General features: G+C 59.7%; 17 protein-coding genes. 9 read left to right on the top strand and 8 right to left on the bottom strand.

The window, feature by feature from the left end; all coding sequences use genetic code 11:
* Positions 1-134: 134 nt before the first annotated feature.
* Both QKE19_RS10925 and QKE19_RS10920 read right to left on the bottom strand, forming a co-directional pair.
* Positions 135-494, bottom strand: a complete 360-nt coding sequence (locus QKE19_RS10925; protein WP_005511805.1) for an FKBP-type peptidyl-prolyl cis-trans isomerase — start codon at positions 492-494, stop codon at positions 135-137.
* Positions 495-709: 215 nt separating this feature from the next.
* Entirely contained in the window at positions 710-2005 is a 1296-nt protein-coding gene (locus QKE19_RS10920; RefSeq protein ID WP_016423307.1) for a citrate synthase, read from the bottom strand.
* Between the two features lie 724 nt (positions 2006-2729).
* Here QKE19_RS10920 and serC point away from each other — a divergent pair.
* The 3 genes from serC to QKE19_RS10905 all read left to right on the top strand — a co-directional run bounded on the left by serC (position 2730) and on the right by QKE19_RS10905 (position 6056).
* Complete coding sequence (serC, locus tag QKE19_RS10915; RefSeq protein ID WP_347891070.1) at positions 2730-3866, top strand: phosphoserine transaminase; 1137 nt, start codon at positions 2730-2732, stop codon at positions 3864-3866.
* Positions 3867-4007: 141 nt separating this feature from the next.
* A complete protein-coding gene (sepH, locus tag QKE19_RS10910; RefSeq protein WP_347891068.1) occupies positions 4008-5135 on the top strand; it encodes a septation protein SepH in 1128 nt (375 codons plus the stop codon).
* 15 nt (positions 5136-5150) lie between these two features.
* Entirely contained in the window at positions 5151-6056 is a 906-nt protein-coding gene (locus QKE19_RS10905) for a hypothetical protein (protein WP_347891066.1), read from the top strand.
* A 3-nt stretch (positions 6057-6059) separates the two neighbouring features.
* On the opposite strand, the gene QKE19_RS10900 is transcribed toward QKE19_RS10905, so the two are convergent.
* From QKE19_RS10900 to QKE19_RS10890, 3 genes are all read right to left on the bottom strand, one after another.
* Positions 6060-6932: an RNA methyltransferase gene (locus QKE19_RS10900; protein ID WP_347891064.1), complete on the bottom strand. Its 873-nt coding sequence runs from the start codon at positions 6930-6932 to the stop codon at positions 6060-6062.
* Between the two features lie 9 nt (positions 6933-6941).
* On the bottom strand, positions 6942-8456 hold the full coding sequence (locus QKE19_RS10895; RefSeq protein WP_347891062.1) for an NCS2 family permease: 1515 nt from the start codon (positions 8454-8456) through the stop codon (positions 6942-6944).
* Between the two features lie 158 nt (positions 8457-8614).
* The gene (locus tag QKE19_RS10890; RefSeq protein WP_347891060.1) at positions 8615-9307 is read right to left on the bottom strand and encodes a DUF3027 domain-containing protein; all 693 of its coding nucleotides are present in this window, start codon (positions 9305-9307) and stop codon (positions 8615-8617) included.
* A gap of 23 nt (positions 9308-9330) precedes the next feature.
* Here QKE19_RS10890 and QKE19_RS10885 point away from each other — a divergent pair, with 23 nt between their 5' ends.
* Together QKE19_RS10885 and QKE19_RS10880 are read left to right on the top strand one after the other, a co-directional pair.
* Positions 9331-10491 (top strand): glutaminyl-peptide cyclotransferase, encoded by a 1161-nt coding sequence (locus tag QKE19_RS10885; protein WP_347891058.1) that lies wholly within the window; start codon positions 9331-9333, stop codon positions 10489-10491.
* A 122-nt stretch (positions 10492-10613) separates the two neighbouring features.
* Positions 10614-11108, top strand: a complete 495-nt coding sequence (locus QKE19_RS10880; RefSeq protein ID WP_016423315.1) for a DUF2771 family protein — start codon at positions 10614-10616, stop codon at positions 11106-11108.
* 72 nt (positions 11109-11180) lie between these two features.
* Here the strand turns inward: QKE19_RS10880 and QKE19_RS10875 are convergent, their stop codons facing one another.
* Complete coding sequence (locus QKE19_RS10875) at positions 11181-11612, bottom strand: cold shock domain-containing protein (RefSeq protein ID WP_258225407.1); 432 nt, start codon at positions 11610-11612, stop codon at positions 11181-11183.
* 870 nt (positions 11613-12482) lie between these two features.
* On the opposite strand from QKE19_RS10875, the gene QKE19_RS10870 reads away from it, so the two are divergent.
* Positions 12483-13103, top strand: a complete 621-nt coding sequence (locus tag QKE19_RS10870) for a transglycosylase family protein (RefSeq protein ID WP_016423316.1) — start codon at positions 12483-12485, stop codon at positions 13101-13103.
* Between the two features lie 441 nt (positions 13104-13544).
* Here QKE19_RS10870 and QKE19_RS10865 read toward each other — a convergent pair whose 3' ends face one another.
* On the bottom strand, positions 13545-13733 hold the full coding sequence (locus QKE19_RS10865) for a hypothetical protein (protein WP_016423317.1): 189 nt from the start codon (positions 13731-13733) through the stop codon (positions 13545-13547).
* Positions 13734-13807: 74 nt separating this feature from the next.
* On the opposite strand from QKE19_RS10865, the gene QKE19_RS10860 reads away from it, so the two are divergent.
* The 3 genes from QKE19_RS10860 to QKE19_RS10850 all read left to right on the top strand — a co-directional run bounded on the left by QKE19_RS10860 (position 13808) and on the right by QKE19_RS10850 (position 18843).
* The gene (locus QKE19_RS10860; RefSeq protein ID WP_347891055.1) at positions 13808-16324 is read left to right on the top strand and encodes a helicase-associated domain-containing protein; all 2517 of its coding nucleotides are present in this window, start codon (positions 13808-13810) and stop codon (positions 16322-16324) included.
* A gap of 148 nt (positions 16325-16472) precedes the next feature.
* On the top strand, positions 16473-18176 hold the full coding sequence (locus QKE19_RS10855; protein ID WP_016423319.1) for a DNA repair helicase XPB: 1704 nt from the start codon (positions 16473-16475) through the stop codon (positions 18174-18176).
* 25 nt (positions 18177-18201) lie between these two features.
* Entirely contained in the window at positions 18202-18843 is a 642-nt protein-coding gene (locus QKE19_RS10850) for a DUF3239 domain-containing protein (protein ID WP_147766661.1), read from the top strand.
* A 133-nt stretch (positions 18844-18976) separates the two neighbouring features.
* Here the strand turns inward: QKE19_RS10850 and QKE19_RS10845 are convergent, their stop codons facing one another.
* Positions 18977-20119: an alpha/beta hydrolase gene (locus QKE19_RS10845; RefSeq protein WP_069359667.1), complete on the bottom strand. Its 1143-nt coding sequence runs from the start codon at positions 20117-20119 to the stop codon at positions 18977-18979.
* Positions 20120-20206: the final 87 nt, after the last annotated feature.

Below are 20206 nucleotides of genomic sequence, written 5' to 3'. Positions count from 1 at the left end.
GGCAATTTTTCACGCCTGAAGTGTCATAAACGCAGTCACTTTCTTCGCCGGAAATCCTGCAAACCGCCGACGGAGGGATGGGCAGGAACCGCGAAGCGAAGCTCAGCCGGCCAACAGAGCTAGCATGCGGACTTTTACTTAACGTCCAACAGGTCGATGACGAAGACCAGGGTCTTACCAGACAGGAAGTGTCCTGCACCAGCCGGGCCGTAAGCTTTCTCCGGCGGGCAAATCAGCTCGCGACGACCGCCGACCTTCATGCCCGGAATGCCTTCCTGCCAACCGGCAATCAGGCCGTTCAGCGGGAACTCGATGGACTGGCCACGGTTCCAGGAAGAGTCGAACTCTTCACCGGTTTCGTAGTCAACACCCACGTAGTGGACCTCGACACGAGCACCCGGGGTGGCCTCCTTGCCGTCACCGACAGTGAGGTCGTTGATGACGAGTTCCGTCGGAGCCGGACCGGACTTAGCAGTGAGTTCTGGCTTGGACAAGACAATCTCCTATCACAGTTGGCTTTTTCACAGTTGGTATTCAGCCCAACGTAAATGGACCCAACTTAAATGGGGTTTCTTAGAATTCTAGGAAAAATAAAAGGCGCGTACCAACCTTTCGAAGGCTAGTACGCGCCTTTTCGCGTTTTCAACGCTGGACTTTTCTATGCTGAGTTACCTGCGAGGAACCCCCTACGCAGTAATCGCTAGAAACCTTAGCGCTGGTCGCGCGGAACGAAGTCACGCTCGGTCTCGCCGGTGTAAATCTGGCGAGGGCGGTTGATCTTCGATGCCGGGTCAGTGACCTGCTCGTTGAACTGAGCGATCCACCCCGGGAGGCGGCCGATGGCGAACAGGACGGTGAAGAAGTCCGTCGGGAAGCCCATGGCGCGGTAAATCAGACCGGTGTAGAAGTCAACGTTCGGGTAGAGCTTGCGGGAGACGAAGTAGTCATCAGCCAGTGCAATCTCTTCCAGCTTCATAGCCAGATCCAGCAGCTCGTCGCCGCCGAGGTGCTGGAGCACCTCGTGAGCGGTCTTCTTAGCGATAGCTGCACGCGGGTCGTAGGACTTGTAGACGCGGTGACCGAAGCCCATCAGGCGGACGCCCGGCTCCTTGTTCTTCACGCGGTTCATGAACTCGGTTGCGTCGCCACCGTGGTTCTGCTGGATGTCCTCAAGCATCTCCAGAACAGCCTGGTTAGCGCCACCGTGCAGCGGGCCAGACAGAGCGTTGATACCAGCAGCGATGGAGACGAACATGGAAGCGCCGGAGGAAGCGACCATGCGGACGGTGGAGGTGGAGCAGTTCTGCTCATGGTCAGCGTGCAGGATGAGCAGCTTGTCCAGAGCGTCAACCACTACCGGGTCAACCTCGTAGTCAGCGGTCGGGTAACCGAACATCATGCGCAGGAAGTTCTCGCGAGCGTTCAGGTTGTTGTCCGGGTACATGTACGGCTCACCCTTGGATGCGCGGTAAGCGTATGCAGCCAGCATCGGGACCTTAGCCATCAGGCGAACCGCAGCCAGGTTGCGCTGCTCTTCGTTCAGCGGATCCAGCTCGTCCTGGTAGTAGGAAGCCAGAATGTTGACCGAGGAAGCCAGGGTCTGCATCGGGTGTGCGCCACGCGGGAAGATGCTGAATGCGCGACGGAAGTCCTCGTCCAGCAGGGTGTGGTGACGAATGTCGTGGTTGAACTGCGCAAGCTCTTCCTCAGACGGAAGGTGGCCGTGAATCAGCAGGTAGGAAACCTCGTTGAAGGTAGCCTTCTCAGCCAGCTGCTCAATCGGGTAACCGCGGTAGCGCAGGATGCCGTTACCGCCGTCGATGTAAGTGATCTTGGACTCGGTAGAACCGGTGGCGGTGTAGCCCGGGTCGAAGGTGGTCAGTCCAGTTTCCTGGAGCATCTTGCCCAGTGCGATACCGTCGTTACCCTCGGTTGCCTTGACGATGTCCATCTCGAACTCGCCGCCCGGGTAGTGGAGTACAGCCTTGCCGTCTTTAGTAGCCACAACTTCCCTTTCACAGAAAAATTCTTCTTAACGACTCCAGAGTGCGGGGGAAGCAGGCACAGCGGAAAACAGCATGCTGCCTCCCAACTCCACGCCACCCCTTCGGGGTCGCATTGTTTTCAATGATTCAATTATGCGCGACATTTGCGTTCCATTGCATCTTGCCCAGTGAAAAAAGTTTGCTTAGTTCACATCGACCGTGTCGTAACCATAAAGAACCGACACCTGCAGTGGATTAGAACACACAATATCAAAGAGTGTGAGCAGTGCAACACCCTCTACCCCATTCGGGCAGCCTGGGCTTACCCAATCTTGACCCCTCTTCACCCCGAAATGCAAATGGAAAAACGGGTTTATTACGTTGTCACTGCTCATTTACTAATCAGGAGGTCAGGAGCACATTCAACAGCCAATGTCTTTAAAAGTTCAAAAGCCATCGAGCCGACGCCCGAAAACACATCGACTAAATCCACAATAATTCACCCCTCGCCGCCCGCCCGAGGCTCCACACCGCCAAGTTTTCAGCACCAACAAAACTGGAAAAAATTCTTCGCAAACTTTGCAAATACGCCAATCCACCCTGTTTTGTTATGCAAAGTACGGAAGCGGGGGCAATTGAACCCCACCCTTTTGCTATAAGTACCCCCGATTACCGCTAGAGTTTGAAGACAACGGCTGTATATCAAGCTTCACTTTGAATGCACTTTGAAAGGTTGCGCCTCATATGAGCGATCAATTCCCAGTCCTCCCTGAAGAGTTCCAGCCCGGCGACGGCCGCTTTGGTTGCGGTCCGTCGAAGGTTCGCCCGACACAGATTCAGGCAATCGTTGACGGCGGTACCTCTATCATGGGTACCTCCCACCGTCAGCCGGCAGTGAAGAACGTTGTTGGTGAGGTTCGCGAGGGTCTGGCTGAGCTCTTCCAGCTTCCGGACGGCTACGAGATTGTCCTGTCCCTCGGCGGCGCAACCGCTTTCTGGGATGCTGCCACCTTTGGGCTCATCGAGAAGAAGTCCGCTCACCTGACTTACGGTGAGTTCTCCTCCAAGTTTGCCAAGGCCTCCAAGATGGCTCCGTGGCTCGACGCTCCGCAGATCATCGAAGCAGAGCCGGGTTCCGCACCTGAGGTTGTCGCTGGCGAAGAGGGCGTTGACCTTATTGGTTGGGCTCACAACGAGACCTCCACCGGCACCATGGTTCCGGTCACCCGCCCGGCAGGCTCCGAGGGCCAGCTCGTGGCTATCGATGCCACCTCCGGTGCCGGCGGCCTCCCGGTCGACATGTCCCAGGCTGACGTCTACTACTTCTCCCCGCAGAAGTGCTTCGCTTCTGACGGCGGCATCTGGTTGGCTGCAATGTCCCCGGCTGCCATCGATCGTATTGAGAAGATCAATTCTTCCGACCGCTTCATCCCGGCTTTCCTGAACCTGCAGACTGCCGTTGATAACTCCCGCAAGAACCAGACCTACAACACCCCGGCCGTCGGCACTTTGCTGATGCTGGCTGATCAGGTCAAGTGGATGAACGCCAACGGCGGTCTCGACGGCATGGTTGCCCGCACCACCGAGTCCTCCTCCCACCTCTACAACTGGGCTGAGAACCGCGCGGAGGCAACTCCGTTCGTCACCGATGCTGCAAAGCGCTCGCTGGTCGTCGGCACCATCGACTTCGAGGACAACATCGACGCCGCACAGATTGCCAAGGTTCTGCGCGCCAACGGCATCCTCGACATCGAGCCGTACCGCAAGCTGGGCCGCAACCAGCTGCGCATCGGTATGTTCCCGGCCATCGACCCGGAGGACATCCGTCGTCTGACTGGCGCTATCGACTGGGTTCTGGACAACGGCTACGCTGCAAAGTAACAGCCAAATACCGGCCTCAGCCGCATAACTCCCGCGCCACGCGCAAGGGCATTGCCCCATTTGTCCGTGACGCGGGAGTTTTGTCGTTTACCATGATTAGTGAGCATTACTTATAACGTCGACCAACAAGGAGGTTCTCGCATGAGGGAGCTGAAGCCCGTTCTGGACGGCGATGTGACCGATTCACTGATTCTCGTTCCCGCCGATATCACCGAGCAGGAACGGCAGGAGGGACTTCGCTTCACGCTGCCTCTCGACGAGAACCTGCGCACTTTCCTGGTCGAGCACTTCGAGCTCGCCGATGCCGCCGGTTCCCCTGCTGCAGCTGATTCCGCATCGCTTGCCGACGGATCCAGCGCCGCCACCGCCACTGCCAGCGGTAGCTCTGGGGAGAGTGCTACCGCAGAGAGCGGTTCCACCGACGGAAGTTCCACTAGTGACAGCACAGCGGAAGCCACCACCTCAAGCGGCGACTCGGCCGAAGGCAGCGAGGCGGCCGGCAACTCCGCTACGGCAGGCGGGGCACCGAAGAAGACTCCAACGGCGCCGAAGCCTGTTCTGGAAGAGCCTCGCGTAGTTTTGTCGCCGCGCGAAATTCAGGACCGCATTCGCAGCGGTCAGACGGTGGAGGAGCTCATTGAGTACAGCGGCATGCAGCCGCGCAAGATTGAGTCCTTCGCCTACCCGGTGCTTGCAGAGCGCGCACGTATTGCGGAGCTCGGCAAGCAGTCGAAGCCACGTCGCATTGATGGCCCGGCCAAGTTGTCCCTGTGGGAGATTCTCGCCACCGCTTTTGCCGCTCGTGGCCAGGAACTCGCCGATGCCTCGTGGGATGCCTACCGCGACCCGAGTGGACAGTGGATTGTGACGGTTACTTGGAATGTCGGCCACACCACCAACGTAGCTGAGTGGAGTTACCAGGCGGAGGGACTTTCCGCGCTCACCATTGCTCGCAATGAGCTGGCAGCAGAGCTGATTGACCCCGACTTTGCCCGCCGCAACCGAGACTTGGCTCCGCAGGCCAATCGAGCTGCTGATACCGCGGATACCTCTGAGATGCCAGCCGCATGGCAGTCTTCGGCGGAGCCGCAGCGAGACCACGGGGAGCAGGATGTTCCGTCGCAAAGCGATGCCGCCGACGACGATATTGACGAGGCGGAGTTCTTGCAGCACCCGGACGCGGAGCAGCCGAAGCGCAAGAAGAAGACTGTCATGCCGTCTTGGGAGGATGTGCTTCTCGGCGTACGTCCGAACGGCCCGAAGAAGTAGGAGTTTCCCTCGACAATGAGCTCCATGACCAGTGGCAACGCTTCTGATTTCGAATTCTCCGCGATTCGCCGCGGTGTAGTCACGATTTGGTTTATCAGCACCAATGACCCTGCTGCGACCCTGGAGACAGGTGTTCAGCACGACCGCGGTTTCGGGCGTCGTTTCCTAGCTCTCTATGACTCGACACTGCCGGTAACACCGATTGGTGATTTCCCGCTCAACCGCTCGGCGGAAACCGGTGACGGTGAATACTACATCGGTGGCTTTGAGGGCGTTGCCGTACTGCAGACGGTTCTCGATGATGTCTCGCAGCTGTCCCAGCTGTCGCCTCGTCTGCGCCAGGAGATTGCCGCCACGGACGTCTACGCGAGCGTGTCGAATAAATCCACAGGCTTCGGCGCCTTTGCGCATTGGCACGATGGTGAGCTCAAGCGCGCTTTCTCCGCTACTCGCTACCGCACACTGGAAGACATCGGTCTTCCCTGCCCCGCAGAGGGCAGCTTCTGGGCAGGCAAGCACCGGCCGCTGCCCGACGCTTTCGAAGATACGGGTTCGCGTCCACGCGAGGGGGTCGGTTTGCCGTTCGTTCCGGCAGAGCTTGCCGACGCCGTCATCACCGACTGGCTCGGATTCGACCCGCATTCGCCCGCTACAGATATCCCTGTAAGTGGTTTTGCGGTCGATGGCCGTCGTGCGGCTCCCGGACCTTCGTATTCGACGTCTCGTAGTCCACGCGGGCTAACGGGTGAGCCGGGTTCGTCCGAGTCTGGCGCAGAGCTTGACCGCGCCTACGACGACTACGAAGTTCACAATGCAGAACCGAACCGAGACTTTCTGGAGGAGCTCAGTCGCTTTGGGGCTAAGGCCAAGAACTTCGCTGGCCGCACCTGGCAGCGGGCGCGAGGCAAGTTCGGGAAATAGTTTCTACCGCCCTGCACGCTGCGACTGAACGCGCAGTCGCTCGTAGAACGCGATCGCTGCGGAGGTAGCCACATTCAGGCTGTCAGTTCCCGGTGACATGGGAATGCGGGCACGCACATCGGTGGCTGCCATCGCGTGCTCGGTAAGCCCCTGCCCCTCAGCGCCAACGAGAATCGCGACCTTGTCCGTGTCCATGGCATCCCACAGGTCCACCGTGCCCGCAGGGGTCATCGACACCACGCGGAAGCCCTGCTCTTTGAGCTGGTCCAGACTTCGCTGCCAGGTGGTCGTAGTACCGGGCAGAGTCGCAAATGGGACTGTCAGCACATGCCCCATGGAAACACGCACGCTGCGGCGATACAGCGGATCGGCGCAGGCCGCGCCGAAGACGACCCCATCCACGCCCATGCCCGCCGCGTTACGGAACAGAGCTCCGATGTTCTCGTGGTCGCCGACGCCCTCCATCACGGCCAAGGTGGTGGCTCCGCTCAGAACTTGGTTCACCGATAGCTCCGGCGCGCGGTCAGCGGTAGCCAGCAGGCCGCGGTGAAGATCAAATCCGGCCGCTGCGGCCAGAACCTCGCGGTCGAGCTCAAACCAGGGCACCGTTTCCGCAATAGCGGCCTCGCTCGCGGTCAGTCCGTCGGCAAGCGATGCGAGCTTCTGGCGAGTACCAAAGACTGCGCGAAGCGGAAAGCGTGAGCGCACTAACCGCGGCACAATGAGCGTGCCTTCGGCGATGACCAACCCCTTCCCACCGGGCAGATCGGGGCGGGAATCGGACTTGTTGAGGTTGCGGATGTCATCGAGACGGCTGTCGGCGGGATCGTCGACGACAATGGGCGCAAAGCGTTCGAGGGATGTGGTGGTACTCATGGAAACTCTTTAACCGCCCAGCAGAGCGGTGAACGGATCGGCGGCGAAGTAGATGACGAACAGGCCGGAGACAATCCACATCAGCGGGTGCACGGACTTGGCACGACCCGAGAAGATAGCCATCGCAGCAAAGGTGATGAAACCGATGCCGATACCATTTGCAATCGAGTAGGTAAACGGCATGGTGACAATAGTCAAAAATGCCGGCAGTGCGATGTCGAAACGGGTGAAATCAATCTCGGTAATCTGCCCGATCATCATGGCACCGACGATGACCAGCACTGGCGCGGCAGCCTCGATGGGCACGATTTCATAGAGCGGGGTGAAAAACATCGCCGCCAGAAAGAGGATGCCGGTGACAATGTTGGCAAGGCCAGTCCGTGCACCATCGGCGATGCCCGCTGCGGAGTCCACAAAGACGGTGTTCGACGAGGAGCTGACTGCACCACCGACAATGGCACCGGTGCCTTCGACAACCAGTGCGCGCTTCATGTCCGGCAGCACACCGTCTTCATCGACAAGTGCGGCCTGCTTGCCCAGACCAGTCATCGTGCCCATGGCATCGAAGAAGTTCGCCAGGACCAAGGTAAACAGCAGCATGGTGGCGCTGAGGGCACCGACGCGGGCAAAGGAACCGAAAAGATCCACAGCTCCAACGAGGGACAAGTCCGGCATGCCGCCTACGCGGTCCGGCAGAGTCGGTACCGCGAGATTCCAACCGGTCGGCACTGGCTTGCCATCAGCGAAGGAGGGGCCCGCATCCGTCAAGGCCTCGACTGCGAGCGCAATGATGGTATTCAGCACGATGCCGATAAACAGGCCACCTGGAATATTGCGGACAACCATGATGCCGCAGATAATCAGCCCGAGGACGAACACGGCGGTTGGCCACGAGGCAATCTGACCATTGATGCCGAGCTGCACCGGAACAGTCGTGTCAGCGGCATCGGGAATACGGCGAACCAGGCCACCGTCGACCAGACCAATCATGGCAATGAATAGGCCGATACCCACACTCATCGCGGCCTTCATATCGGACGGAATCGCGTGGAAGACAGCTGTGCGGAATCCGGTCAGCGCTAGCAGCACGATAATCACGCCGTCCAGCACGACCAGCCCCATCGCTTCTTCCCAGGCCAGCCCCTCGTTAGCAACGAATGTCACGGCAACCAGGGTGTTGATGCCCAGGCCCGTCGCAATGCCGAAGGGGTACTTGGCAAAGAGACCAAAAGTAATGGTCATGACACCCGCGGCGAGCGCGGTGACAGCGGCGACCTGTGGTATCCCCAGGCTATTGCCATTGACATCCTCGATATTGCCGAGGATCAGCGGGTTGAGCAGAATGATGTAGGCCATCGCAAAGAAGGTCACTACGCCACCGCGAATCTCGGTTACGGTTGTCGAACCGCGCTCCGTGATGTGAAAATAGCGGTCCACTGCCGAAAGATGGCTCCCCTTCCGTGCAGGCTTGGAGTCCTTCGCCTCATCTGAGGATGTTGCAGAGGTGGACGTACCTTTGTCCATTTTTTATGCCTCTCTAGAGTCTCTTTACTATCCGTGTCACGTGTTTATCCGTGTCAAAGCGGAATTTTTGTGCCGAAAACCGTAACGGTGCAGTCTCTGGGGCCACGACGGCGTCGAAGCTGCACCGTCTTCGTCATCGCGTTTGCCTAGGTGGAAAGCTACAGGTGCGAATCCTGGTAGGGTTCCGCCACCGGTGCGCCCTGCCCCGTTACTTCCGGGATAGCTGAGTGAGCACCGCAGCCGTGGTCAAAGCTTACGGCCGTGGCATCGAATGTCCATTCGTTGACACACACTCCCCAGTTCTTACCGAGCGGCCCGGTGAGCGGGACCATAAAGGCGCAGGTTCGGCAACGGTGCAATGCTTCCCGAGCAAAGTCACTCTCGGGGCCGGTATCGCCCTCTTCCCAGCGCTGATCGGTATCTTCCACACCACGCGCCGACAGCGTGCGGGTCTGCAAGTCATCGCCGTCGAGTCGCTCATCTCCCACTGCAGCCGGCAACAGATCGCGCGGGCCAAGGTCGCCGGGGCGCAACCGCTCCTCGTAGGGAACCCATTCGGGCGCCTGCAGCGCGGTTTCGCCAGGGACAAGAGCCACTTCACTGACCGTCGCCTGTTGAGTGCCCGGCGCGCACGCGACCACCACATGCCACTCCCAGCCCCTGTATCCGGGCAGGTCAGCCGCAAAACGATGCACCGCAACGCCCTCGCCTACGACACTTACACCGGTGTGCGCGCCGGCAGGCCCCTCCCCGAGCTCTTCAATCGCGGTACGGGCAGTGTCGACCGCCTGGTGATTCATCACCTTCCCCCGTCGGCGGCTGTTTCGGGAACGTCGTCGATTTTCAGTCACGTTTCCTATCCTAGAGTGAAGCTATGGACAGATTCCCGTCGGGCGACGCAAAACCCGCCCGCACCTTCCACTCATCACGCTTTACGACGGCCCGAGCTGCCATCCTCTCCGTGGCAACTGCCGCCCTATTGGCCGGTTGTGCGGCTGAAACTGGTTCAGGTGGCAATCACTCAGGCGAGGCCACTACTAGTAGAGCTAGTGCCGGCTCGAACTCCGGCACCGCCCCAAGGTCGACTTCAGCATCGGTTAATCCCTCCGAACTGGTCGGTGCCGATAAGGTGCCGGGGCTCGGTGACGTTCCGACACTGAAACTGGCCATCGAGCAGTCCTATCCTGTCTCGGCTCCACCACTTCCCACGGAGAAGAACGTCGCTGCGCCTTTTGTCCAGGGCCTTGAGTTCGAACCCGATGGCTCTTTGTTGATGGGCACCGGCCTCTACGGCGAGTCCCAGATTTACCGATTACCGCAGTGGCTCGACAACTCTGCAGCCGAGCCGACCAACGTGGAAGATTTACAGCCTGAACTCTTCGGCGAGGGGATTACCCGTCATGGAGATACCGTGTGGCAGCTGACGTGGAAGGAAGGACGCGCCATTGAACGCGACGCGGCTACTCTCAAGCAGCGTCGCGAGGTTCCCTTCGACACCGAAGGCTGGGGCGCGTGCTCCTTCGAGGACACCATCGTGACCTCCGACGGCAGTGGCACCCTCACTTTCCGCGCCCCCGATGACCTCTCTTCCCTGCGCCAACTGCCCGTCACTGCGGCAGGCACGGAGACAACGTGGCTCAACGAACTCGAGTGCGTCACTGTCGACGGCGACGCAGCTCCGGACGAAGTGCCGGACGAAGCACCAGCGGACACGAGCGATTCAAACAACCAGAGCAACGCGGACGGACCAAACTCCCCTCAATCGCACCGCGAGATTTGGGCCAACGTCTGGCAGAGTCCATTCATCTACCGCATCAACCCGGAAGACGGAAAGGTCACAGGCATCGTCGATGCCACCGAACTCTTCCGCGACTTGTACGCGCAGCTCGCCCCGGCAGAGCAAAACAGTATTGATGTGCTCAACGGCATTGCACTAATGCCGGATTCTTCCTCCACCTCCCCCAATGGAACCCGTCAGTTCCTGCTTACAGGAAAGAAATGGCCCACAGCCTACCGTGTTACCGTGAGTGAATAGCAGTATCTGGCCCGAGAACGGCTAGTGTGACTGAACGTAGCTTCAATTCCGTTACGAATGTCGGGAAGTGAGAGTTGATGGGATCGAGTAGGCGCCGCTGGCAACAGAATAGTAAGGCGTTCATGGTTGTCGGCGCTATTGTCGTGGTGGGTCTTGTCGTCACCGGCATTGTCCTTGCTGTCAATAAGTGGACCAACCAGGCAATCGACGACCCTCACGCGCTGTCCATCGAAGTCATTCAGGACGGCGAAACCACAGAGGTTCTTCCCTACCGCGTCTGCGACCTCTTTGAGAAGAATGCCTGCACCACGACTGAGGCCAACGCCGCCAAGATTTCCCTGGGCGAGCAGGAGACAGCTGAGGTTAACGTCGGCTCCACTGTTGGCTCTAACTCTTGGACTCTGCAGCGCTTCTTCTCCGACGATGCGGTCAACTCCACCTCTCGCAAGGATCCGGGCGAAGCCACGACCGAGACCATCGCCGGCTCCGCAGCTGTTGCCGGCAAACGCACCCCACTCGGGGTCGTGGAGGTTTCCACCGCGCTCATCGGAAAGAACTCCGAGGGTGAAGAGACCACCTACGGTATTACTTGGTCGATCGTCAACGAACCGTCGTAAAGCACAGCAAAACGCCCGCTCACTGAGGTTATCCACCTTCGTGAGCGGGCGTTTTTCACATCTTCTACCGACTTACGAGTCCAGCTCGCGCGCGACCGCACGCAGGACTTCAGCCATCTGGTGGCCGTCCTTACGCTCCGGGTAACGCCCGTCGCGCAGGTCACGCTGCACCGTCGACTCCAGCATGGAAATCATGTCCGAAATCATGCCGTTGAGATCGCTGGGGCTGTGCTTCTTTGCTTGACGACGGGCTCCTGCGCCCCCACCTGCCCCGCCACGGCGGTGACGGGCACCGCGCGGTCCCTCGTCGAGCACCTTGATCCGGAGGGCCTGCGGGCCTGGGCGGCCGTCAGCGTAGTCGTACTCCAGGCGCTGACCAGTTACGAGTTCTTCCACGCCTTTCGGCAGCACGTTCTTGCCGATGTAGACATCTTCACCGTCCGGATTCGAAACGAAGCCAAAACCGCGATCCTTGTCGTACCACCTGACCTTACCGATGGGCACTTTCCACCTAACCTTCCCGTGCCCTGTGACTGGGGGCACTCAACCTCGTTCCCCTTGTGCAGCGGTGACTGCCCTTCGGGGTCTTCGGATCGGAGATGCAATTCTTCCGCATTTGCCACCGTCCTCGCACGCACAAATGGCCAGAGTTAGAGGCTCGCTCGGGGCGAGCTTGGCCAGACAGGACCGCGAGGATATGCCAGGCCGGGTGCTGTCTTAATGGTGTTCCTTTAATTAAGGTGCGACCAAAACAGGACGCACTCCAACCGGGAACACATTATTTATTACTGCTTACTAGTGCGAAGTGGCGGCAGCGGTAGCGGCGTGCATGTGCACGTCACCTCCGATTACCTAAAGAACTCAATTATACCCATAGATGGGGACATAAAGGGAAGACGGATCTGTGTGAAGCGAGCACTCTCGCGGATTGACGCACCGAGACGGCAACTAACTGCCAGCGTTGGTTCTTTATGGCTATCTCTTATGGCCATCCTTCTCAGTGCATGCGGCGCGCCAAAACCGGAAAAATAACAAGACGATAACGTGAGCTTTATCACATTTTGAAGTTTTAACTTACACAACACCAATAACAGTCACGTCTCTTACCTGCAGTTTCACCTACTTTTATGCATATTTCCCACCGGCGCTCAAAATTAAGAATCCGGCGATTCGCGTGACTATTTCGTTATCAACCGCTACGGTGTGCAATCGACGCGTTTAACGGACGAAGTCGCATAGATCGCCTTCATCTCACTCCAGTGCGATGACATCGGCCCGTTATCAATAACGTGAAGAACTTTCCATAAGAGTGAGATGGGGTTGCATTAGCCCCACTGGCGCCACAAAGAAAATCGACGAAAAGGAAATTTTCATATGGCTCGCCACGCAGCTAAGACCAACACCTTCGCTTCCACTTCGGCAAAGGTTGCACTGACCGGCGCAATCCTCGGTGCCGGTGCCGCTATCTTCGCACCGACCGCTTCTGCAGCTCCGGACTCCGACTGGGACCGCCTGGCACAGTGTGAGTCCGGTGGCAACTGGCACATCAACACCGGAAACGGCTACTACGGCGGTCTGCAGTTCTCCGCAAGCACCTGGAACGCTTTCGGTGGTAACGAGTTCGCTTCGACCGCTGATCAGGCTTCCCGCGAGCAGCAGATCTACGTTGCTGAGAAGGTCCTGGCTCAGCAGGGTTGGGGCGCATGGCCGGCTTGCTCCGCAAGCCTGGGTCTCTCCTCCGGCCCGACCGATCGTCCGCACCCGAGCCAGGGCTCCGCTCCTGTTCGCGCACAGGCCGCTCCGGCAGCTGCTGCTTCCGACTCCAAGACTGACCTGGTTCAGCAGTTCGCTGACCGCCTGTCCAACGTCGACAGCCTGTCCGACGCTCAGGCACTCATCGCTGAGTTCCGTGCACTGACCGGCGAGGTTGAGCTCCCGCAGGAACTGGTCGCAGCCATTCCGTTCGACCTGTCGAAGCTGCAGGGTCTGATCTAAGACTTTCGAGCTAGCCAGCTCATCACAGTAGCCCCGAGGGTAATCCCCCTTCGGGGCTACTTTTTGCCTTCCGCAGGTTGGCGGTGCCGACCCAACACGAGTTAGTGACTGCGTGAATTACTGCCTGCGTTTATGGCTGGCGACGGCGTGCCAACGCGAGTTAGTGACTGCGTTTATGACAAAAATGGCCCGAAAAATGGCTTGAAAGTGTCATAAACTTACACAGTTTCACATTTGCAGCCCGCATCCATGGGGCCATTCCGGTGGATTAACCGGAAACGGGCTTGAATAAGCCCCCGCCCACTTCAAGCCCCCACTTCAAGCGCCCCTACTCAAGCCCCCGCCCCGAGGCCACTGATGTGAAAACCCGCAGCCATGACTGAACTAGCAGTCACGGCTGCGGGCCTCCAGCAGATGTAGCTCTGCTAAGAATCTAAAAGATTACTTGTTAATCACCGTGGTCGGGTGCACGTAACCCAGAGTCTCCGGATCAACCGGGAACTCAATGTCGCCGAAAGGCGAATCTGCACCAGCGTGGTGAGCAATCAGTTCAGTAACAGCGTGCTGACCAGGCTCGAGGTCCTTCGGCCAGCCGGGATCGACATAGGATTTCTTTGCAACGTTAGCCATGCTGAGATTATCCCAAAAATTTTCTCCCCAGTCACCTTCTCCCCTCCTTAAATCTCACTAAAGTGGGGATTGTCATGACTAGCACCACCCCCTTTGCACTCTTTTCCGACTGGCTGGCAGGTCAACCAGACCAATTTGTGGGCACTATCCTCAGCAATCGCCCCGATGCGCTGTCGCCACCGCCGAAGTCTTCCCAGGTGCTAGCGGCAAGGCTCCAGCTCCGCGCTTCTGTCTCCCGCGCGCTGACCAGACTGCCCGCACTGGAGCTCGCCTGCATTGAGGCCGCCGCCGACCTCGGTGCTGACGCCGAACCCGTCACTGCGGACGCCCTCATCGACTACATTCTCGACTTACTCTCTCGAGCAGAGGTTCCCGCCAATCAACGGCCCACGGCCACGCATATTCGGACAAGCCTCGATACCCTGCGCGAATACGGACTCATCTGGGGCAACGGTCCCGGCCCCCGCGGCACCTTCACCGGCAAGTCCACCCGCAAGAAGCCTCTGCCCTGGCAGGACTACTTCTGCCTCAGCGATGAGGTCGCCACCTCGTTGCCACCTGGCTGGTATCTTCTGCCCAATCCCGATGGCCCCAGCCGCAGCCAGCTACGCACGGCACTCACCGAGGTCACAGACAGGCAGCAGCGTCTCCTGGATACCCTCGCCAACTCCGGAGGGCTCGGCGTCACAAAGGACGCTCATCCAGATGCCGACCCTTCACTGCCGGTCCCAGCGCTCATCAACGCCGGCCTGCTCGAACGCATCGACGAGGGCACCGTCCGCCTGCCCGCCACCGTTCGCGCGCTTATGCGTGGAGTCGGGCTTGCCGACGACGACGTCCCCCTGCGCCCCGAAACCCCCGCTACCCACGCGATCGCCAGCGGTAACGACCGCGCTGCCGCCACTGCCTGGGAAACTTTGCGACAGGCGACTGACCTGCTGGACTTGCTGGGAACCGACCCCGCGCCGACCTTGAAAAACGGTGTCATCGGAGTGCGGGAAACCCGCAGTCTCATCGAGGAGCTCGGCGTCGACATCTCGGAGTTGGCTCGCGGCGTGGCTAATCTCAGTGCAGCGGGCCTGGTTCATGTCGGTACTCCACATCCGCTGCCACTGCACGACAGCGGTGGTGACTATTTCGCCCCCACGCTGGCAGCCGACGGCTTCCTCGACGCCGATCTGGTTGACCGGTGGGTGAGTTTGACGGTCGGCACTCGCACTAGCGACGCAGCTCCCTGGCGGGTCGACCAGCTCAATGAGGAAGGCAAGCGCATTGCTCTACTCTCCCCACAAGCTCGGCTCTCCGGGGTACCGTCAATCCGGGAAATGGTGCTGGCCTGCTGTGCGCAGGTGGCGTCGTCGGCAAGCGACAACGACATCGTTGCTCTGACCGACCTGCGTGAATGCGCCGCCTACTACTACCCGATTACCAACGCGAGGTGCACGGACGAGGCGCTCAGTGGCGTGGTCGACGAGCTGGTCGCCCTCGGCATCGTCGTGCGGGACCCGGGCGTGGAAACGATTTCCGTCGGCCTTAGCGAGGTCGGCAAAGCCATGGTCGCGCTCATCGATTCCGGTACCGCCGAGGCCTTCGACGATCTGCGTGCCGCCTGTAACAACCTCTTGCCGCCGAACGCCTCGTACCTGATGGTTCAGGCGGACAACACCATCGTCGTACCGGGCCCCGCATCCCCGGAGATGGAACGCATGCTCAGTTCGATTGCGCAGCTGGAATCTCCCGGCCTCGCCAGCGTCTACCGCGTGACCGAAGACAGCCTTCGCGATGCCCTCGACGCCGGCATCAATGCCGCCGATATCTCGGAGTTTCTTTCGCGCTACGCCGTCGGCGAGGTGCCGCAGTCCATTACCTATTTGCTTGACGACGTCGCCCGCCGCCACGGTCGTCTCCGCGGTGGCCCCGCAGCTTCGTTTATCCGCTGTGACGATCCGGCCCTGCTGGCCTCATTCCAGAGTCACCAGGCTGGACAAAGCCTGGCGTTGCGGAAGATTGCCGAAACGGTGCTAATTAGCCAGGCCCCGCTTGCCCAGGTGATTGAGACCGCTAGAAATGCGGGCTTTTCCATCATCGCCGAAGATGCAGAGGGTTTGGTGCTGGATCTCGGTCGCGCTCCCTGCCGCATTGAGGCGCCAGCTCCGGTGCCCGCTGCGCGTACAGCGATGCCCGAACCGGAACGCATCAGCCAGGCGTTGACGGCTATTGCCGATGGCAACCGTGCTGCTGAGCACGCTGGTAGTTCCAGTGGCACTGCAGCCAGTGGCAACACTGCTGGGGTCTCTGGCTCGGCTGCGGATTCGGCGACAGGTACGGGCACGGCTGCCGGTGCCAGCGCTAGCACCGGTGGCACGAGCGACTACGCCTCCGGCACCGAAGCGTTCAAGCTTCTGCAGCGCGCGGCTCGCCATGGCGACGACCTGTATTTGAGCTACGTTGACCGCAACGGCAAACCCGGCCGCAAGCGCGTGCGCCCAGTCACCGTCTCCGGTGGGCAGGTCGATGCTATCGACCCGGCCACCAGCCAAGTGCTGCGCTTCCTGCTGCATCGCATTACCGAAGTACATCCTGTCGACTAGGCGGCGGGCGCGCGGACCGTCGTAAAGCGATGCAGAAGCGAATGTGGCGGTTCGGGATGATTCGAGCCCGTGACGCATCTTCTGCGTAATCGTGGCAGAATTGACCTTTAGCTTATTTTTGGTCGAATGTCTGCGAGGCGAGGAAATAATGGGTTTCGGTACGGGGCCGCTGATCGTCCAATCGGATAAGACGGTGCTGCTGGAGGTCGATAATCCGGAGGCGGATGCGGCACGCGCGGCGCTGGCACCGTTCGCGGAGCTCGAACGTGCTCCTGAACATGTGCACACCTACCGCATCACCCCGCTGGCGCTGTGGAATGCTCGCGCCGCCGGTCACGACGCGGAGCAGGTGGTCGATGTCCTCGAGCGCTTCTCCAAGTTCCCCGTCCCACAGCCGCTGCTTATCGACGTCGCGGAGACCATGGACCGCTATGGTCGCCTGAGCCTGACCAAGCATCCAGCTCACGGCCTTATTCTGGTCTCACACGACCCTGCGGTACTGGCCGAGGTGACCAAGCACAAAAAGATACGTCCGATGCTCGGTGAGCAAATCGATGCCGACACCTGGACCGTGCACCCCTCCGAGCGAGGCCGTATCAAACAGGAGCTGCTGAAGGTCGGCTGGCCGGCCAATGACACCGCCGGATACATCGACGGTGAGGCACACGCCATCGCTTGGCAGGATCAGGGCACCGGAGGCCACGACACCTGGGAACTGCGCGACTACCAGCGCATGGCGGCTGATTCCTTCCGCGAAGGTGGCTCCGGCGTCGTGGTGCTGCCCTGTGGCGCAGGCAAAACAATCGTCGGTGCAGCGGCCATGGTAGACGCGCAGCGCACCACTTTGATTCTGGTCACCAACACCGTCGCCGGCAGGCAGTGGCGCGACGAGCTGCTGCGACGCACCTCGCTGACCGAGGACGAAATCGGCGAGTACTCCGGCGAAAAGAAGGAAATTCGCCCCGTCACCATTGCGACCTACCAAGTGGTCACGCGCAAGACTAAGGGAGAATACCGCGCACTCGAGCTATTCGATTCCCGCGACTGGGGCCTCATCATCTACGACGAGGTCCACCTCCTGCCCGCTCCCGTGTTCCGAATGAGTGCGGATCTGCAGTCGCGCCGTCGACTGGGGCTCACCGCTACCCTGGTGCGCGAAGATGGCCGCGAGGGCGATGTCTTCAGCCTGATTGGCCCGAAGCGCTACGACGCCCCATGGAAGGACATTGAAGCCCAGGGCTGGATCGCACCGGCAGACTGCGTTGAGGTCCGCGTGACCCCGACCGAGTCCGAGCGCATGCTCTACGCCACGGCTGAGGCCTCCGACAGGTATCGTCTGGCCGCAACGACGCCGACGAAGATTCCCGTCGTCAAGCAAATCCTTGCCCGACACGAGGGCGAACCCGCTCTGGTGATTGGTGCCTACCTGGATCAGCTCGAAGAGATCGGCGAAGAGCTCGGCGTCGACGTCATCGAAGGAAAGACGTCCAACGCCAAACGCGAGGAGCTCTTTGGGAAGTTCCGGCGCGGCGAGATCAACACGCTGGTGGTCTCCAAGGTTGCGAACTTTTCCATCGACCTTCCCGAAGCCTCTGTCGCCGTGCAAATCTCCGGCACCTTCGGTTCCCGACAGGAGGAGGCACAGCGCCTGGGGCGTCTCCTGCGCCCGAAGTCCGATGGCGGTGGCGCCGTCTTTTACTCGGTGGTGACTCGCGATACGCTCGATACCGAATACGCAGCTCACCGCCAGCGTTTCCTGGCGGAACAGGGCTACGCCTACCGAATCGTCGACGCAGACGAGTACCTCGGGCCCTCCCTGCCCGGTGATTCCACCGCTAGCTCGGAATCCTAGAAAACTGGATAACTAAAGGACTGCCATGAACTTTCACTTCCCCGTCAACCGCGAGCACACCAACGCCAACAACGAGTACTACCGCGATGCCCGCCGACTGCTCATCTCCTCCGGCATTTTCTCTGCTCTGCTGCTCGTCGGCGCTGTGCTGGTTCTAGTAGTTTTCGACCGCACGCCGTTTGTTATCGGCAGCGCGGTTGTGCTTTTCGCCCTCGCGGCTCTCTACGTCGGCGTTACCTTCCAGGTGCGACGCGCAATTAAGGATCCGCAAGAGCTTTACGACGAATCCCCGCTGGTTCCGGCCATGATTGCGCGTGTGGATGAGCGGACCATGGTGCTGATGACCCTGGTGGACATGCGTAAAAACCCCTCCGATGGCGAGCCCGTCCCGGCCCTGGCTACACGTACGGTCACCACGATTTCCGGGGTTCCTCGCCGCGTGGGCGCGAAGGTGCCAGCTGTTGCTGTTGCTGGTACGCACAAGAGCCGCACCGAGTTCTACGATGAGATCACCCCAGTGCCCCTCGCGTGGTCCACTCCTGACAAGTCAGTCATTGCCCAAGCCCAGCGCAATATTCCGGTCAACGATTGGAATGTGCTCGAACGGAACATCGACCGGGTGGAAGAGGTACACGCAACGAAGCGCAACCTCCTGCCGCTGAACTAGTCGAGGGGGCTGTTAGCCCCGACCTTTTGGCACTGAGCTGTTGCCGCCCCGCCCCCGATTTCCCTTAGCAGCGCTCCCCTCCGCGGCGCTCACATGCACGGCGAGAGCGCCATTAGGAACTGAAACGGGTTGACTAGCTCTTACCCCAGGACTCTTCGTTCTGCCGGTCAATCGCTTCCTTATCGTATTCACCTGCCGGGTCCTCTGGCAGCTCACGTTCCGTGTGAGTGGCCTCTAGAATGAACCGCGCCGCGTCCGTAATCTGCTCTCGCTGAACCTTTGGAACCGCAATCTGGTGAGTCGCCAAGAATACCGCCTGAGTGGCGTCTCCACCTGCCTCCTCGACCTTCTTCAGGTACTCGGTAGCTGGCCGAACAACAGTATCGCGGGAGGCCGCCTGAACGTGGACACGCATGCTTCGCGACGGCTCATGCAATCCCGGTGACACTTCCTTTGCCGAATCATCAGAGGTGCCGAAGAATGCCTGCAACCACACCGCAGGAGCACCACGCAGGTCTAGAGCCGGGGCAACGAGCAACAGAGCAACCGGAGTGTCTTGACTAATCTGGTCTACCGCGGAAACAACGTTGTGGCCGCCTGAAGAGACACCATAAAGAACTAACGGGTTCTGATCACTGATGGGCATTGCACCCAATTTTTGAAGCTGCAACGAATCATCTGCGACAGATGCGACTACCCGCGCAATGTCATAGACGGCCTCAGATACCTTATTCTCTGGTGCGAGCCGGTAATCCACGTCCACAACAATTGCGCCCGATCGGGCTGCCAGGGCAGCCATATTTGGGCCGAAGGAATTCTCACGCAGACTGCCGTCGCCCATCCAGAAAGCGCCGCCGTGTGCGGCAACTACCACAGACCCGGTTGGATCCTGTGGGACAAAAACCCGCACCGGAACGCTAGGACTATCCCCCACCGTCGTATCCGTCACCTCTACTTTGCCGTCGGCATACGCAAGGTATGGCGAGGAATGGTTGACGGCCGCCCCCAGGACCATCATTGAACCGTGAATGATGGCGTCTGGCATACGAGCGCCGCGGTCATTGACTGAAGCACGAGCCTTCTTAATGTCTTCCTCAGAGGCACCCAAGGGGACAACCTCGCTCAAGTAGGAATAGGCCGAGACGTGTTCTTCGAGCCATTCAATAAGCTGTTGTAGCTTACCTTCTTCGGTCGTTACGGGAGTGAAGTTGTCTTGAGCCTCGTCCTCAGAAGAAGCGAGGTTAACCACATCGGAGTTAGGTGTCTGATTAGTCATAGAGACAGTCTGCCACAGAGAGCCAACGAGGATTCACCAAAAGAGGAAACCGAGGATCCGATCGACGCTTAGTTAATTCTGTTTACC

It is taken from the genome of Corynebacterium sp. c8Ua_99 (assembly GCF_039907185.1).
Lineage (GTDB): Bacteria > Actinomycetota > Actinomycetes > Mycobacteriales > Mycobacteriaceae > Corynebacterium > Corynebacterium jeikeium_D.
The sequence above is the reverse complement of the archived record's forward strand: the minus strand, read 5'-3'. Positions and strand labels throughout refer to the sequence as shown.

Coding starts and splice junctions, on each gene's coding strand:
- sepH (WP_347891068.1), top strand. CDS start 4,008: ATGAGGGAGCTGAAGCCCGTTCTGGACGGCGATGTGACCGATTCACTG.
- QKE19_RS10895 (WP_347891062.1), bottom strand. CDS start 8,456: ATGGACAAAGGTACGTCCACCTCTGCAACATCCTCAGATGAGGCGAAG.
- QKE19_RS10855 (WP_016423319.1), top strand. CDS start 16,473: ATGGGTTTCGGTACGGGGCCGCTGATCGTCCAATCGGATAAGACGGTG.
- QKE19_RS10845 (WP_069359667.1), bottom strand. CDS start 20,119: ATGACTAATCAGACACCTAACTCCGATGTGGTTAACCTCGCTTCTTCT.
- QKE19_RS10885 (WP_347891058.1), top strand. CDS start 9,331: ATGGACAGATTCCCGTCGGGCGACGCAAAACCCGCCCGCACCTTCCAC.
- QKE19_RS10865 (WP_016423317.1), bottom strand. CDS start 13,733: ATGGCTAACGTTGCAAAGAAATCCTATGTCGATCCCGGCTGGCCGAAG.
- QKE19_RS10880 (WP_016423315.1), top strand. CDS start 10,614: ATGGTTGTCGGCGCTATTGTCGTGGTGGGTCTTGTCGTCACCGGCATT.
- QKE19_RS10850 (WP_147766661.1), top strand. CDS start 18,202: ATGAACTTTCACTTCCCCGTCAACCGCGAGCACACCAACGCCAACAAC.
- serC (WP_347891070.1), top strand. CDS start 2,730: ATGAGCGATCAATTCCCAGTCCTCCCTGAAGAGTTCCAGCCCGGCGAC.
- QKE19_RS10860 (WP_347891055.1), top strand. CDS start 13,808: ATGACTAGCACCACCCCCTTTGCACTCTTTTCCGACTGGCTGGCAGGT.
- QKE19_RS10870 (WP_016423316.1), top strand. CDS start 12,483: ATGGCTCGCCACGCAGCTAAGACCAACACCTTCGCTTCCACTTCGGCA.
- QKE19_RS10900 (WP_347891064.1), bottom strand. CDS start 6,932: ATGAGTACCACCACATCCCTCGAACGCTTTGCGCCCATTGTCGTCGAC.
- QKE19_RS10905 (WP_347891066.1), top strand. CDS start 5,151: ATGAGCTCCATGACCAGTGGCAACGCTTCTGATTTCGAATTCTCCGCG.